At 51.3% G+C, this 16,720-nt stretch carries 13 protein-coding genes; 7 read left to right on the forward strand and 6 right to left on the reverse strand.

All coding sequences use genetic code 11. The features are described from left to right. Positions 1-62: 62 nt before the first annotated feature. Together A3193_RS11155 and A3193_RS11160 are read right to left on the reverse strand one after the other, a co-directional pair. The gene (locus A3193_RS11155) at positions 63-1,514 is read right to left on the reverse strand and encodes a protein adenylyltransferase SelO (RefSeq protein WP_069014841.1); all 1,452 of its coding nucleotides are present in this window, start codon (positions 1,512-1,514) and stop codon (positions 63-65) included. 70 nt (positions 1,515-1,584) lie between these two features. Continuing rightward, positions 1,585-2,250, reverse strand: coding sequence for a glutathione S-transferase family protein (locus A3193_RS11160; protein WP_069006184.1), 666 nt, complete (start codon positions 2,248-2,250; stop codon positions 1,585-1,587). A 731-nt stretch (positions 2,251-2,981) separates the two neighbouring features. Between A3193_RS11160 and A3193_RS11165 the strand changes: the two genes are divergently transcribed. Further along, entirely contained in the window at positions 2,982-4,817 is a 1,836-nt protein-coding gene (locus A3193_RS11165; protein WP_069006185.1) for a hypothetical protein, read from the forward strand. Between the two features lie 26 nt (positions 4,818-4,843). On the opposite strand, the gene A3193_RS11170 is transcribed toward A3193_RS11165, so the two are convergent. Together A3193_RS11170 and A3193_RS11175 are read right to left on the reverse strand one after the other, a co-directional pair. Next, entirely contained in the window at positions 4,844-5,278 is a 435-nt protein-coding gene (locus A3193_RS11170; protein WP_069006186.1) for a tetratricopeptide repeat protein, read from the reverse strand. 34 nt (positions 5,279-5,312) lie between these two features. Then, positions 5,313-5,774, reverse strand: a complete 462-nt coding sequence (locus A3193_RS11175) for a PaaI family thioesterase (protein ID WP_069006187.1) — start codon at positions 5,772-5,774, stop codon at positions 5,313-5,315. Positions 5,775-5,965: 191 nt separating this feature from the next. Between A3193_RS11175 and glcF the strand changes: the two genes are divergently transcribed. Together glcF and A3193_RS11185 are read left to right on the forward strand one after the other, a co-directional pair. Beyond that, entirely contained in the window at positions 5,966-7,228 is a 1,263-nt protein-coding gene (gene glcF, locus A3193_RS11180) for a glycolate oxidase subunit GlcF (protein WP_069006188.1), read from the forward strand. A 387-nt stretch (positions 7,229-7,615) separates the two neighbouring features. Further along, entirely contained in the window at positions 7,616-9,586 is a 1,971-nt protein-coding gene (locus tag A3193_RS11185) for a transglycosylase SLT domain-containing protein (RefSeq protein WP_069014845.1), read from the forward strand. Here A3193_RS11185 and A3193_RS11190 read toward each other — a convergent pair. Together A3193_RS11190 and A3193_RS11195 are read right to left on the reverse strand one after the other, a co-directional pair. Next, positions 9,575-12,070: a nucleotidyl cyclase domain-containing protein gene (locus A3193_RS11190; protein ID WP_069014848.1), complete on the reverse strand. Its 2,496-nt coding sequence runs from the start codon at positions 12,068-12,070 to the stop codon at positions 9,575-9,577. The two genes, A3193_RS11185 and A3193_RS11190, sit on opposite strands and share 12 nt — an antisense overlap. Positions 12,071-12,375: 305 nt before the next feature. Next, positions 12,376-12,825, reverse strand: coding sequence for an Rsd/AlgQ family anti-sigma factor (locus tag A3193_RS11195; RefSeq protein ID WP_069006191.1), 450 nt, complete (start codon positions 12,823-12,825; stop codon positions 12,376-12,378). An 830-nt stretch (positions 12,826-13,655) separates the two neighbouring features. Here A3193_RS11195 and A3193_RS11200 point away from each other — a divergent pair. The 4 genes from A3193_RS11200 (at position 13,656) to A3193_RS11215 (ending at position 16,705) form a co-directional block, all read left to right on the forward strand. Next, on the forward strand, positions 13,656-14,270 hold the full coding sequence (locus A3193_RS11200) for a hypothetical protein (protein WP_141694787.1): 615 nt from the start codon (positions 13,656-13,658) through the stop codon (positions 14,268-14,270). A gap of 226 nt (positions 14,271-14,496) precedes the next feature. Next, on the forward strand, positions 14,497-15,444 hold the full coding sequence (locus tag A3193_RS11205; protein ID WP_069006193.1) for a complex I NDUFA9 subunit family protein: 948 nt from the start codon (positions 14,497-14,499) through the stop codon (positions 15,442-15,444). 244 nt (positions 15,445-15,688) lie between these two features. Further along, entirely contained in the window at positions 15,689-16,147 is a 459-nt protein-coding gene (locus A3193_RS11210) for a thioredoxin family protein (protein ID WP_083218442.1), read from the forward strand. 69 nt (positions 16,148-16,216) lie between these two features. Beyond that, positions 16,217-16,705 (forward strand): thioredoxin family protein, encoded by a 489-nt coding sequence (locus tag A3193_RS11215; protein ID WP_083218443.1) that lies wholly within the window; start codon positions 16,217-16,219, stop codon positions 16,703-16,705. Positions 16,706-16,720 lie beyond the last annotated feature (15 nt).

Here is a 16,720-nt window from a genome sequence, read left to right on the forward strand (position 1 = left end):
CCATTTTAGCCAACCACCCACGAGACTCCATCATTGGGTGTCAATGATCAACCCAGCACCGATCAAGTGCCGCAAAAGGTACGATAACCTTGATCCGCATCGGGCGCAGTGCGCTGATAGGGTTCTGTTTTATCTGTCAGGGTATAGGGTGAGCGTAAAACCTCGAGGAACTGTTCCGCGGCACTGGCATCACCCTGTTGCGTGGAAATCTGAATCACCTGCTCCATCTGCTGATTTCTGGGAATCACCAGAGGATTCATCGGCCGCATGACCTGTTGTGCCTGTTCAAGCTCTCCGACAGCGCTCAAGCGGGTCTGCCACTGCTGATACCAATCGCCCAGCTCCCTGCTCAACTCATGAGCCAGGGCTGGAGAAGTGAGACTGCGGGTCAATCGGTCAAAGCTCTCGGTGTAATCCAGACGCTTCTGTTGCAGGCAGTGCAAAAGCTCCGATATCAGTTTTGCATCTGAGGATTCTGCCTGGGTGATACCGATCTTGCACGCCATCATCCGCTGATACCGATCATTGAAAAGATCGCCGAACACTTCCAGGCTGCGGCTGGCGATCTCTACTGCCCGCTTCTCCTCAGGATGGATCAATGGCAACAGTGTCTCGGCAAAACGGGCCATGTTCCACTGGGCAATTGCAGGTTGGTTGCCAAACGCATAGCGCCCAGCCTTGTCGATTGAGCTGAAGACCGTATCCGGACTGTAAACCCCCATCATTGCACAGGGTCCATAATCGATGGTTTCACCGGAAATGGTGGTGTTGTCGGTATTCATCACGCCATGGATGAAACCGACCCGCAGCCACTCCACTACCAGATCGACCTGTCGCTTGATCACCTGTTCGAGCAGTAGCGTAAACCGCTCCTCTCCCTCGCTCTGCAGTTCCGGATAGTGGCGACCGATGGCAAAATCTGCAAGTTGCTGCAGGGCCTGATGATTCTTTTGCGCAGCAAAATATTCAAAGCTGCCCACCCGCAGATGACTTGCCGCAATACGGGTCAATACCGCGCCCTGATTGGGTGTCTCCCGATAGACTGTTTCACCGGTCGTGATCACAGCCAGGCTGCGGGTTGTGGGGATGCCCATGGCATGCAGGGCCTCGCCCATGATGAACTCGCGAACCGCCGGGCCCAATGCATATCGTCCATCCCCGCTTCTGGAGTAGGGAGTCGGACCGGATCCCTTCAGTTGAATCTCTTTCAGCTCTCCGAAACGGTCGGTCAATTCACCCAGCAGATGGGCTCTGCCATCACCCAGCTGAGCCACAAAGTGCCCAAATTGATGGCCGGCATAGGCGAGTGCCATGGGATTGGCGCCGGGTAGAAGCCGGTTGCCGGAAAAAATCTGCGCCCGCGACGGTCCGTCACGCTCCAATATCCGCTCCAGTTGAAGCGTCTCAGCGAGGGGACTGTTCCAGAGAAACAGTTTCGGCTCTTTCACCGGCTCGGGGGGGATACTCTGATAGAAGGCCCCACCCAGCTCCGTGTAACTATTCGACAACACCATGGGGCTAAACTAGCATAGCAAGGAGCCTATTTATCCATGCGAGATCAATGGGTTATCTTGCCGCCAACTTTCAATTACCAGAACCATCAGCGACACAGAGCCAGCTCTTATTCGACACCAGGAAAGCCCTGTATCGATCCGCAAAATCCGTCACCACCGACTGCTCGACCGCAGCACGCTGCAACAGCCGCTCTGACCAGTGACGCACCGGATCCGGTATTTTCACAACCGCCTGCTGATTGATATCAGCCAGATGCTGCAGACGCATAAAAAGTGGTGCAATGGCGGCATCGACCAGCGAAAACTCATCCGGATTGGCGAACAATCCTTCACTCAACGGCTCGGAGAGTCGCGCAATATCCTCTTCAAGTAAGTGCTTTTTCTCTATAAACGTATCTTCATCACTGGCGGTTGCCATGGCATGTTGCGCCATCAGCAGAGTCGATCCATATTCGATCCAGGATCTATGCCGGGCTCGTCTGAGGGTATCTGCAGGCTGGAAGCCGGGAGGGAATGACTCATCCAGAAAAGTCAGGATAACTGAGGACTCAAACAGCGTGGCGCCATCAACCAACAGCAGCGGGACCTTTCCAGTCGGGGATAGCTGCAGAAACCAATCCGGAGGGTCGTTCAGGTCGATATACTCAATCTCATGGTCGATCTGCTTCTCCCGCAATAGAATCACAGAACGCTGTACAAATGGACAGATTGCAAAGCTGACCAGTTTCAGTTCCATATCACCCACCTTATTGAATCATCACTATCCACGCATCATAGCCTGTCCGGCATGAGCGATTCAGCCGATTTTCACGACTCCGGATGGATCTTCACAGGTGCGTGAGTGAACGGTTCTCCGACAACCAGGCGCTCTTGCTCGATTGTGCCAGATCTGCAGTTGATCAGTGATTTCCCCAGAGGTAAACGGTGTACCGCCTGCTGGCTAGGTCCATTGTTCTTGAGCAGATTGATGACTGTTTCATGACATTAGACATAAGCTTTTGATAGAACTGAGGAATTTAAGGCACTATTGCAATCTGTCAAAGCTCGGCTTATATTGATGAAATGGCAAGCGGCTTGACATGCATAAATTCATTAATATCAACAGCTTGACTATAATTACCAGGGAATATTAAAGGCAATGGAAAGGACTACACCCAGAGTTTACAGGGTTATTTACAAACGTTTACAAAATCTGTATTTTTCCTACCTATTCAAGATACTGAATTACCTGCTCACGGATGACCTGGGTGCACACGTATTCCGTCCCACAGACCTATCCCCTCGGAGAGATCAGCTCGTCAATCCTCAGCTGGTTGTCAGCAGGGTAGCTGTTTTGCATGGTCCTCGGCGTCTAACCTGAACAGTTATTGCAGAATCGGATCATAGAGACATATCTGTGAATTTGATGGAAAAAGTGACTAATCTAAACCTATATGAGCAACAGTGAATTTCGGCGGCAAAACTAATATGGCAACCAGCAATCCGATCGGCTTGAGAATTCCAGAGCAATCCTCCCCGTCAGGCGTACCCTTTTATCTGAATGATAAACAGGTCGCTGCGTGGGCGAAGGAGCTGCCAATGGCTAATATCGGTGAGACTTCAAGACAGATCTTCCAATCCCTGCGTGCCTTCAACCGTACCAGCCTGGATGCCACGCAACGACTGCGAAGCATCGAAAATTTTCGCGAACCCTTATCCTATGTTGCCACCAATCTGAACAAGCACTATCTCGGTACCCGTTTTCCACTCAGTGAGAAGTCGCACAAGATCGCCAACCTGAATCGTGAGCTTCACAGCGGTATGGCGACCGCCTATAAGGCGGTCATCGTCGACCTGTTGACCCATGCACAGGAGGGTGTGGACCGGGCCCAACTGACCCTGGCAATCCATCGATGCATCACCTATCTGTCAAAAGTGATACTGCTCTCGGTAATTGTCTATGACCCCTGCCCAAAGCGCACCTGGCAGGAACTCCACGTCTGCCACAGGCTGGCCAACCGCTATGGTATCGGATCCGATAAGGTCAATGATCCCTACGAACCATCGGAACAACAGTCGACCATTGATCAGAACTACACCCGCTGCCTGCTGTTCTCCCTGGCATCCCCTTACAAAATGCGCCAGAAAGAGAACCTACAGCTCTTCGATATACTGCTGGACTGGAGTCAATACACCAATCTTTACAGTTATGACGATGCCCCGGAAGAGAGTTCCATCACCATCCATCAGGATAGCGACATGGCTCCCAGCCATGAGAACAAATCGGCCAGTATCGCAACCAAATATCTGTTGATTCTGGAGGTTTCCGGACTGCTGTCGCAAATGCGGGATCACTTCACCGATGATCAGGAGTCGAAACCGACTCTATCCGGTATCACCGAGCTGGACAAAGGGGTCATCCGCCAGCTGATCATGCTCTGGTCGAAAGCGCAGAAACGCGCATTTGTTCGCACCAAGCTGAACTTTGATCTGCGCATCGCCGTAGGTCTTCGCTCGGTACATAAGCTGATTACACTGGGTGACGTTCCGGATCCAGCGCCTGAAACAGAAGAGGAGAAAGAGGCCACCTGGATCGATGCTCAATTTGCCCATGGCCAGGATATGCATGTGGAAGCCAGATTCTCCCTGCAGCCAATGGATATCGCCTCCTACAACCCTCGTCGGGGTAATTTCGAGGAGTTTGGCCCTAACTCCACGGATATCAGCGAGATCACCGAAGAGTCCAAACTCGAAATCTGGCAGGATGACAAGGAGCAGCAGATGGACAAGGCGACCTGTCTGTTCACCACCATCAATGAGAGTGCCGGTGGATATTGCCTCGACTGGCGTGGAAAAGAGATTCCCAAGATTCAGGTTGGTGAACTGATTGGCGTTCAGTCTGCCATGTCTGCAGCTCAGTTCGGCGTTGGCATGGTACGCTGGATGCGAAATTCCGATGATGAATCGATGCAGGTTGGGGTGCAGATGATTGCACCTAACGCGATGGCGGTTACCGCCCAACTCACGGACCAGAACGTTAGTCAGCAGGAGAAGTGTCTGCTTCTGCCGGAGGTCGGCACATCCGGCCAACCCACCAGTCTGATCTGTCCTTCATACCCATTCAGTCTCGGTAAGACTTTGCTGATCAATGATGGGGAAAACGCCCAGGAGATCAAACTCACCAGACTGCTGGAATCGAGCGGCTCCATCTCGCAATACCAGTTTGTTCACCTGGATGAAAACGCCGCTGCAAAAATGAAAGAGGATCAGAACGATCTGGATGACGACTCCGATTATGAGAGCCTCTGGTCAACTTTGATCTAGGGCCAGTTAACACTCATCCCGGCAATTCAGAATCCGGCCAGCTTGTACCAGCGCTTGGCCTCTTCAGGATCTTTCTCCACTCCGCGCCCCTCTTCATAGAGCATCGCCAGGGTGGTTTGAGATCCGGCCAGCCCCTGCTCCGCCGCCTTCTTGAACCAGTCAACGGCTCTTTCCAGATTCTGCTCCACACATTCGCCTTCCAGATACATGAACCCCAGCCCATGCTGAGCCATGGCATGACCGGATTCGGCGGCCGCCTTCATGTACTTGTAGGCCATTAGCTCGTTGACAGTGATTCCCAGTCCGCCCTGGGACATAATGGCCATTCGATACTGGGCTTCGACACTGCCCTGCTCGGCCAGCGGCGAGAGCAGTAATGCGGCACGAGAGAAGTTTTTACCTTCAAATGCTGCAATGGCACTGCTTAACTCAAAATCCATATCACTGTTTGAATCAGTCATTTTAACCTTCTCACTGTTTCACTAAACTCATACTCTACAGGTTGTGGCCAGCCGGTCGGATCGCCACCCGATTTTTTATCCAGGCGACCAGCTCGCCACCCGCATCATAGATTCCAAATTCGAAAGTCGGCGTACTTCGATGCTTCTCAGCCAACTCGTGGGCAATCTGCTCCGATGTCCGATCCGGGAACTCAAAGCGTAACTCCAGATCGCTCAACCCAGGCCTGCGGAAATCCACACCCAACTCTTTAGTCCAGACATCATAGTCCGGAAACCGATGATTGCAGGCCAAAGCCGGTACCGGATCCGCCAATGCGGCAATACTACCACCAAACATACTGCCACCCGGGTTCCTGGTAGAGCGGTTCAACGGCAGAAGCAGGTTTACTTTTCCCCAATCCTCACTGATCGACAATAGCTTCACACCAAGGCTCTGAAAGGGGGGAAAGCGTTCCAGATGTTCGGCCAGTATCAGCTTGTTGTCACTGTCGGACATACCCTGCCTCGATCCCTGTGCCTGTTAGGGCCTGTTAACACGAATCCAATGCGCCCTGTTGCGCCTTGAAAAGTTATACCACCGGCAAGCACCACAACTCCCTTCGGGATCTTATGGAATATCTTGGTTTTCCACCGAAAACACCTCACAATACCAGTGCCTGATTAGGCCCTAGTAACCCGCCGAAGATTATGCAGACTCAATTAACCTCCGACATTCTATCATCTGAACACGGCCAGGAAGCGGAAGCCATTCTGCGCAACTGCGTGCATTGTGGATTCTGCACCGCTACCTGTCCGACCTATCAGCTGCTCGGCAGTGAACTGGACAGCCCCCGTGGTCGAATCTATCAGGTGAAACAGTTACTTGAGGGGGCCAGTCCCAGTGCCGCGGTACAGCAGCATCTCGATCGCTGCCTGTTGTGCCGTGCCTGTGAAACCACCTGTCCATCCGGGGTTGACTACAGTCGGTTGCTTGAGATCGGACGACAACATCTGCATCAGCGGCAATCCCGCACTCTACCCGACAGATCAGTTAGATGGCTGCTGCGCAAAGTGATTCCCCGCAGTGATCTGTTTGCCACCCTGCTGAATCTGGGCAGGCTGTTCAAACCGCTGCTGCCATCAACCCTGAGCCGTGTGATTCCAAAAAAAGTGTCGATCGGTGAGAGCGAATGGCCGCCACTCCGGCACAGCCGGAAAATGCTCATCCTGGATGGCTGCGTTCAACCAGCCCTGGCGCCAAATATCAATCTGGCGACTGCCCAGGTACTGGACCGGCTCGGCATCTCAGTGATCACCACTCCCAAAGCCGGCTGCTGCGGCGCAGTCGAACACCATCTGGATGATCATGAGGCGTCACGCCAGGCCGCAAGACGCAACATTGACCAGTGGTTGCCCCTGCTCCAGGATCAGGCCGAGGCCCTGGTGATCACAGCCAGCGGCTGTACTCAGATGGTGAAGGAGTACGACAGATTACTGGCTGATGATCCGCAATATGCCGACAAGGCCAGACAGCTTGTCAACCATTGCAAGGACATCGCTGAGATCATTCAGCAGGAAGATATCGACCCCCTGAGGCAGTCGATGAGCAATCCCCCCAGGATCGCTTTTCACGCCTCCTGCACGCTGCAGCATGGACAGCAGATCAGCGGGGTGGTAGAGACGATTCTGAGCCGTATCGGCTATCAACTGACCCCGGTTGCCGAAGCCCATCTCTGCTGTGGTTCAGCGGGCACCTATTCGATCCTGCAACCGGAACTCTCAAACCAACTGGGTGAGCGTAAAACCGAGGCTCTGATGAAGGGGCAACCGGAACTGATCGCAACTGCCAATATCGGTTGCCTGAGCCATATCAGCAAAACCGCACCGGACAGCACACCGGTTGTGCATTGGATCGAGCTGCTCTCTCCCAGCCACTTACAAGCTCCAACTGAAAAATCAGCAAGCCGGTAACCAGGTTTCACCGTCTGGTTATCAGTCACAGCGAACAGGAATGCGATCCCCTGCTGCAACTCTGATCCTCTATTTTCGATTATTCCTTAACAATGTCTAATTACACCAATCGCAAACCGAGTTAAAGCTGATATGTGTCCGGCCGATAAAACAATTATCACACATCGTTCCTGAGAGTTTCCTCGCAGGACAATTTTTTTACAATTCAGGCATTATAAGTCGTACTTTTTCAGCTTATACTCGCCTAGAAATATTGTGTAAGCCTACGCGTTGGGCCGATCCTGATTCCGGATTCATAAAAACAACAAAACACCAACGCAGTTAACTGGGGTGATCTGATATCAGCAGAGCATCCCGTTGGTAGAATACCTGCAACGGATGACCTAAATGACCATGACATCTGTTTTTGCCAAATCGCTCTGCTTCGGATTGTTGATCAGTCTGCTGCCCATCACTAGCCTGGCAGTTGAGGTCAATCTGAATGAAGAGAATCTGGCGTTACAAAGAGAACGCTTCCTGCAAGCTGAGACAGCACTCTCAAAAGGTGACCTGGCAACCTACCAGGCCTTAAGAGAGGAGTTGATTGGCTACCCGCTACTGGTCTACCTGGATTACCAGGAGACGGTGAAACATATCGACCAGCAATCAGTTCAAAGCATCAGCAACAGACTCTCTCGCCTCGAAGGGACACCACTGCAGAGTATGCTCAACAATCAGTGGCTCAGGTTTCTGTCGAAACACAATCTTTGGCAGACCTATCTGCAATTCTCCAAGCCCGGAGGCAGTGTCAGACAGCAGTGTCGCAGACTCCAGGCCATGCTAGAAACCGGACAGACTGAACAGGCCTACTCCGAGGTTCCCGGATTGTGGCTCAGCGGCAGATCCCAACCCAAGGTATGCGACCCGGTATTCAAAAGCTGGATCGATGCAGGTCATCTCACTGAACAGCAGGTTTGGCAACGATTCAATATGGCGATGTCCCAGCGTCAGACCAGGTTGGCCAACTATCTGAAACGCTATCTGAGTAAACCGGAGCAGCAGATCGCAGACCTCTGGCTGAAACTCTATCGCCAACCCCGTAAAGTTGCGAAGCTGTATGGCATCGATCACCCGATGAAGGATGAGATGGCCATCCAGATCATCCAAAAACTGGCTTGGCGCGATGTGGAAGCGGCATTCGGGGCATGGGAAAAACTCCAACCCATGGGGGTATTCTCAGACAAACAGCAACAAAAGGCGATCTATGCATTGGCCGGTGGACTGGCAAGAGAACCGGACAAGCAGCTTACTCAGCGTTTCAACCAGCTCCTGCCGGAACAGCTGAAACTGGATAGTAGAGTTTCGGAGAAAACCCTGCAGGCCGCGCTCCAGGTTAATGACTGGGTTTGGGTACTGCAGCTCGTGGAATCCCTCTCTGCAACGGAAAAACAGCAGGCCCAATGGCAATACTGGCATGCCCGTGCCCTGACCAAGCTGGATCGGGAAAATGAAGCAAGAGCAATTCTCAGGCGCCTTTCCCAGGAGCGCAGTTACTATGGCTTCATGGCGGCGAACCAATTGGGAATACCGCCGAAACTGGAGCATATCGCACTGCAGTCAGATCAGGCGATCACAGCCGTAATGGCCTTGAACCCAGGTCTGCAAAGAGCCCGTGAACTGCACACCCTGAAGCGCCCCATGTCAGCCCGCAGGGAGTGGAACCTGGCACTGAAAAATGCCACACCAGATGAGTTGAAGGCGGCAGCACACCTGGCGCAAAACTGGAACTGGCCATCACAAAGCATCATCACCCTGGCGAAACTACGCCACTGGAACGATCTGGAGTTGCGCTTTCCCCTGGCGCACCAGGAGACCATCACCGGGCAGGCCCGGGGGCACGGCATCGATCGAGCCTGGGTCTATGCCATACTGCGCCAGGAGAGCGCTTTTATCAGTGATGCCAGATCCTCAGCCGGGGCAAGGGGCCTGATGCAGCTGATGCCAAAAACCGCCAAGCAGGTAGCGAAGGAGCTTAAACATACGCCGCTCAAACTGGACGATCTGTTTCGGCCGGAAGTGAATATCAGGCTGGGTACCGGTTATTTGAATAAGATTTACCGACAGTTACAGGAGAATCCGGTATTGGCGACAGCGGCCTATAATGCAGGCCCACATCGAGTGAAAAGCTGGTTGCCAGATCAAACTCAGGCCACCGATATCTGGATTGAGACGATCCCCTTCCACGAGACCAGGGAGTATCTGAAGCGGGTACTGGCCTATACGGTGATCTATAACTACCGTCTCGGTGAACAGTCCAAAGTGGTCCCTAAAAAGTGGTTGGCTCCAATCGAGGCCAAAAACCGGGCTTCAGGAGTCTGACTCCAGGCTGAGAGGAATAACCTCCTCTGTCTGCTGACCATCCATCTGATTCGGTGCGCGTTTTGCGTTAAGGCGTTTTTTAACCTTACTGATCAGTTCCGGATCGGTCACTACTTCATAGAAACTGGCATCGGCCAGTACCGCACTGGGCATATTATTCTCACGCTGCCAGGTCTTGATCACAGCCTCTCTGATGACCAGCCAGTGAGCACTGCCCCTGCGGTCGACAAACCTGCCTACATGATAGGTATCCCCTTCACCGGAACGGCTATGCACTTTCATCTTGTGCAGTACCATTTCCGATTTAAGCTTTTTGAATGCGGGAGGAGCTAACTCAATTCCGTTGACATTGTAACGCAGTCGTCTGGCACTTTTTTTATCACTACCGCCATCATCGGAAAAAACCTCAACACGATGACGTTGGCTTTTACGCCAACTGGTGTCATAGCGTAACTCAGAGGAACAGGACGATAATCTGTCTGCTTCGTTGATGGCGGGTGAAATCATGATTTTACGCTGCTCATCATTCAGATAGGCCGGTGCCTCACTACTGAACGCAATACCCAGGCCCAACTCCAGTTTAGGCAGATTATGTGCACTGTTCTGGTTGTTTTGTGCTTCCATGACCAGCAGAATCTTTCTCGCCAGACCACAGGCATTGGCGACCGTCATCCCCTGAGTGGTCATAGCGCCTGTCTCCAGAACACTGAGGATCAGAGCATCCCCCTCAACAAACACCTTCTTGGCACCAAAGCGATTCAGCAGCTTGGTGATCGGTCCAAAAAAGTTCATGCTGAAATGGGTGGCCGGGTTGAGCCGTTTCTCAACCAGTTGACTGGTGATTTCAGTAGAACCTCTGACATCCGCTTTGAGAATTGCATGAGCTTTGATCTTGCCTTCCTGTGCATCAGCATCCTGACTGAGACGGAACTCATACAGACTGCCGTTATCCCGCGACAACTGAATGCTTTCGCTGTCCTGCAAAATATTCAATTGGCTCATCTGTTGATAGGTGTAGTAGGCCAGCTTCAGATCTCTGCGGAAGGTTAGAAAATCCTTCAGATAGCGTATCGCATAGCTCTGTTGCTTGTTTGCCGGCATGCGGCGGATATATCCATGGACAACATCAAGCGCCTTGACAACCGATGCACCTTTGTCGGCTGTTGATGAGAGTTTTTTCAGTAGAGTTCTTTTCGGAAGCGCATCCACCAGGTAGTGATAAATATCCCGATTTGAGAGCAAACCGTTAAACTGCCGATAGAGTTTTTCTGTACGATAAGCCGCAATTGCACGACGCGTCAGTCCGGATCGATCAAACTGTTTCAGCAGGTTCGATTTCAACTGCTGCTGTACTTGATTGAACTCGGGATCATCCCAGAGCCCCTTGTTGTGTTTAACAGGAGCACGGGAAAACCAACCACTCTTGGCGTCACCACTCTGCTTAAGCAGCATCTCCATATTTCTCGGGTCATCCAACCAACTGACATAAATCTCCTTGAACTCTTGAGCAGAAAGATTGCGTTCCAACAATCGTTGACCCTCAAGAAAATCTGAAAATCCGCTATGACGCTCTCGCTGGGTGATTTGAAACTGAGTCGTATCTCCCGATTTCGGGCTATCGACTTCAGGCGCTTGAGGCTTCGCCCATTCAGGGAGATAGTTGCTGTAGGTTGTGGTGATATAGCGATTAGCCAGATCAAAGTAGTTGCCGCCTTCCCGATCGACACAAAGCAACGGATAGTGATTCAGCAGATACTCTTCACTGGTAAGATCCGGAAGATGCAGTAACGGATTGAACAAGATCTGCTTCGAGACTACCCAGGAGTTGCCAACAACGGATTTACGCATTTTGCGCAGCTCCTTCGATTCAAGGCGCTGTACGATCTTGAACAGGCGACTCAAGGTACGGTAACGAATCCCCGGTTCGAGGCGGGCCAGACTGACCAGCCGTTCGTGCATCTCCATGGCTCTGCCACTGTGCAGATCGGCAGTGGATTCGACATCCTGCTGTAACTGTCCCCGCAGCCTCGTTAGCGCACTCTGTGGTGCATCCAACATCAACTTGAGTAACACCAGATGCAGCAATTGCAGCAGTTCTTTGACTGCCGCATTGGCATGAATCTGTTCCAGCGCACCCTGCAGAATACTGCGATAGTTTGATTTAAAACTCTCGATATCCGCACCGGACGAGAACTGTCCGGTATGGGCCCAACCATGTTTAGCCAGATCTTCGTGGACAATCTTGTCAACCAGGGATAACAGTGAACTACGGAATTGATGGCTGATCGCCACATCGATACGTCGATTGTCTATGCCGATTTGAAACTGCTCCAGACTGACCTGCCATGAGGGACAGCGTCGTAGCGGCGCAAGAAATTCTGCAACATTCGGTTGAACGCCCAAGGTGATACAAATCCTCAATGTATTGGTGGATTGATGGTTCGGTGGGCCCTCCTGAAAGTTCAGCTGACATGAACTTTGCATCCAACCAGGCCACCGTAAAACTATCATGAAACTCAGCAAGTTACATTGTGTGAGTCTAGATGATGAGGGTCAAGAATTAAACGTTACAAAATGAGATTTATTCACATCAGAACAGAAATGTGAACACCGTTTTAATATTACAGCGATCAATAATTGATCCGACTGCATGTTTTTGCCGTCAGCCCAATCGCTCTTGGGGAGGAATCAGATGGATTAGTGGCAGTAATGTTATGTCGATGATCTTAAGTAGGGCAGATCACTTTTGGTATAAACACTGGGTTACACCATTGCCTGGTCAATCCGGACTATCGGTCAAGCATGGTTGCCAGTAGCTGATCTTCCAGTTCGATTCGCACAGCCAGCTCTTCACCAAGTTGACAAAGATCTTCCGATAAGTGGTCCAGCTGTAACTCATGGTCAGACAGATCGTAGCGGTCATTGAAACTGACTGCGATTTCACTCGCCCTGACGAACTCTGGATAGATTTTTTCGGCGACCTGCAGTACGCCGCTGCGTCGCTCATTGCCGTTACTCACATGACCGAAGACTTCAAAGTGGCCAAATGCGATGTAGTCGATCAGAACCTGACAAAAGGTCTGTAACTGCTGATCCAATGAAGCAGACCGGTGGTATGGCTCCAGACCTGCCACTTCACAAAACAAGACCAACATCTCTTGTCGCTCTTTTAAGAGCTTGTCAATCAGATCTCGAGTGACGGTTCTGCGCTCTTCTGCTGCTCCCCCTTGAGAACTCATCAAACCCTCCGTAACGGCATAATATTTCTAGTAATCTCAATTCGGCAAGATGCTAAAACAACCGCCGGTCAGAGTGAACATTCAATTGTAAAGCGCATCATGCACCGATGGTGACACTTCACATAAAACCAAAACCCGTAGAATCAGTCTAAAAAGTCAGGAACAGGCTCTGAAAGAAATTACAATATCACAACAATCACGATTAATGTATGTCACGAACTGTAAAGTATAATCCGATGATATCATGCATTTTTGCAGTGTGGCGACCGTTATTGGTCAAGTTAAGACAAATCCAACAGACCCAGCTGGATTATGGTTTGCTCATCCGGCCGGGCTTGACCACACACATCCCGCCTTGATGGTCACTAAACAGCCCCAACTGGACCGATCGGATAGATGTTAACAATCCCAAGCGAATAACCCGGCCGATAAATTGCAATTATCAATCCACAGCCATAGTATGTTTAGAGTGCCACTTGCACATCGGCATGAAATGATTGGCGTAACACGATTAAGCTGCAATCGAACTGAACTCCTGCAGAGCTTAATACAGGTGCAAGGTAGACGAGTTACAATCCAGCAAAATCGATCGATTTCATCGCGGAATATTGGAATCTCAAAACATGCCTTCCATCACCACCAACCTGGATCTTGTTTAAGGAACCTGTGAACAAGTCATGGACCATCACCCTGTTGAAAAAAAAGATTGTTTGTTGCCTGCAAACCTCACCAGTAGCGGGCAATTGCATGGCTTGTACAACTTCAAGCGATACAATTTGAAACGCAAACAGTCTGCTATGGGTTGGCTCAGGAAAAGCTTGATCTGCTTGATGCTGCTGCTTCCGCTGGGCTTATCCCAAAGCCATGCGGCAAATTCCGCATCCCAGATCATGAGTAGCGCCATGCTTGCCATGATGGACACCATGGGTGATCTGGCTCATCGCTATAAACGGGGAGACAACTGGTATAACGACAGCTACCGGATCAACCCGAATCCCTACCCCTACGGGTCCCCACCAACCTATCCGGAGTACTATCCGCCAGCACAGCCTTCCGGGCCTTACCCTATGCCCCCCCATTACACAACCCAGCCTCGCTCTGAAGTCGATGGTATCTGGATTGGTCAGGGTGGAGAGATCGTACTGGTGATGTATGGCTATTTTCGTGTCTATGCCGATACGGAGACATACCGTGACGGGCGCTATCAGATCGAAGGGGATCTTCTACACATGCACGACCTGTCGAATGGTATGTCCCAGACCTATCAGTATGCACTCGATAGCGGCCGGATGATCATGCGTAACCGGGAGGGTGTATTACTGCTGTTCAAACAGCTGCCTATTCCGATTCCGCCGCAAACCCTGATACCGAGCCCCCAACCACAAACCGAACCGCTCAGTGACCCGGATCCGGTGGAAGAGCCCACCTATCCGATGGAAGAATAACTTGTCAGTCAACTACCCAGGCTCGCGAATAGATTGATTTCAACCGGGTTAAATGGCCGCCTGGGTATTGCCATCTTCATCGATCTGGTTAATATTTCGCAGCCAAGCACAGATTGCCTTGTCCAGCCTGTAAAAGTATTTGCAAAGCTGCAAAGCCTTCCCAGGCACAGAAAAGAGATCAGGCTCTGGATAATCAACCCGCTATACCGATGACAGGGAACAGACTATGAATCGAATTTGTATACTTGGTGGTAGTGGATTTGTCGGTCACCGACTGGTATCGGTATTGAGTAAGCGGGGTTACCCATGCCGCTTGCTTTCCCGCCATCCACAACGCCATGCCGAATTGAAAGTCTACCCGGGTGTGGAGCTGGTGAAAGTCAGTCAATTTGACTCCCCCAGCCTGCAGCAACACTTTGCTGGCTGTCAGAGCATTATCAATCTAATAGGCATCCTCAACGAGACAAAAAAAGCCAGTTTCATGTCGACTCATGTGGCACTGGTGGATCAGATCGTTGAAGCTGCAATCAAAAGCGGAGCAACCCGACTGCTGCATATGAGTGCACTCCACGCCGATGCAGGCAAGGGTTCCAGTGAATATTTGCGGAGTAAGGGCGAGGGTGAAAATCGTGCTCATACCCATGGTGGCTCAGCACTGACAGTAACCAGCTTTAGACCGTCTGTGATCTTTGGCCCGGGAGACGGACTTTTCAACCGCTTTGCCTCTCTGTTAAGCCTTTCACCCGGATTATTTCCACTCGCCTCCCCTGACAGTCGTTTCGCCCCTGTCTATGTAGGGGATGTCGCGGAAGCCTTCGCCCGCGCACTTGAGGACTCATCGACTGCCGGGGCCCATTATGACCTCTGCGGTCCGGAGGTCTACAGCTTGAAAGAGTTGGTCAGGTATTGTGCCAGTCAGCTGGGGATCCACCGTTTGATTGTACCGCTCAATCCAAGCCTCTCGCGCCTGCAGGCCAGGCTGCTTGGCCTGCTGCCCGGCAAGCCCTTTACCATGGACAACTACCTCTCACTGCAGACTGACAGTGTCTGTACAAACAACGGCCTGCTGACCTTGGGCATCACACCCCAATCCATCCAGAGTCATGTTCCTCGCTACCTGGCCGACCAGGGCTACCGAAAGCGTTTCGACCGTTACCGGAAGGTTGTTGAGTGAATCAGGCGTGACAGCCGGGCCGGACTCGCACATTTCAGGGATTCCAGTGGATACCTGCACAAGTTTTAACACGACGCTCATCAAATATAGCATATTGCTATTTTTTCTACGCCGATACTCTGATAAAAGTGAAATCTTTCACATACAGAATCAATACTGAGTATATATAAACCATATAGATTGCAATATTAGAAATTTTGTATATACTACATTTCCAAGTCATCATTCATGTAGTTAAATCCTGATGATAAAGAAGTATTTGATCTCGATGTTTCTTCTCTTCGGCAGCGGACTGAGTGTTGCCGAATCCCTCAACTCCAATACCAATTGGGCGGATGCCTCAGCTCTGGCACGACAAAACCACACCGTTATCATGGTGGTGTTCGAGTCCGAGGATTGCGGCTATTGCGTCAGGTTGAAGCAGGAGGTTCTCAAACCTTTTTCCGATTCAACCGAACAAAATCCTCCGGTGATCAAAGAGATTGATATCTATGCGGGGGGGAAAATCACCGACTTCAATGGCGATCTCATTCGCAGCCGCCAATTCAAGGATCGTTATCAGGTATTTGCGGTACCCACTCTGCTGATTCTGGATCCGGAAGGAAACCTGCTCGCCGACCCGATTGTCGGTTATAATTCCCAGGAAGAGTACGAGAGACTGTTGCAGAAATCTCTGCTGTTATCCTACGAAGCCCTCGACTGACCAGGGCCTGTTAACACGAATCCAGTGCACCCTGTTGGGGCTGTTTTATGCCCAGCAGTTATTCAATCCATGCCAATCCGATCCAATTTGCCTTTGCCGGTCACACTCCTGCTCTGTTTATTGCTCCTCAGCCCCGCCTATGCGGATCAGGGCGCTATTCCGCTGGTCCACGATTTACAAGAACTCGCCACAGAGGCCACGGAAAAGAAGCTACCCATCGTGTTACTGATCTCTCAATATCACTGCGGATATTGCGACCGGATGAAACAGGAGGTGCTCTACCCGATGAGTATCAGCGGAGACTTTGAACAGACAGCCCTGGTGCGAGAGCTGCTGATCGATGAGGGCGAAATGGTCAACGACTTTCAGGGAAATCGTGTCGCTGCATCGGATTTTTCACAACGATACAGCGTATTTGTCACCCCTACCCTGCTGTTTCTCGACAATCACGGGGAAGAGGCGGCAGAGCGGATACTCGGCATCAACACCATGGATTACCTGCTGTTCTATATCCTCAACGCGGCGGAAACCGCCGCTAAAAAGCTCACCGACATCTGACCGTAGCAACTGCAC

The organism is Candidatus Thiodiazotropha endoloripes, from assembly GCF_001708965.1.
Classification (GTDB): domain Bacteria; phylum Pseudomonadota; class Gammaproteobacteria; order Chromatiales; family Chromatiaceae; genus Thiodiazotropha; species Thiodiazotropha endoloripes.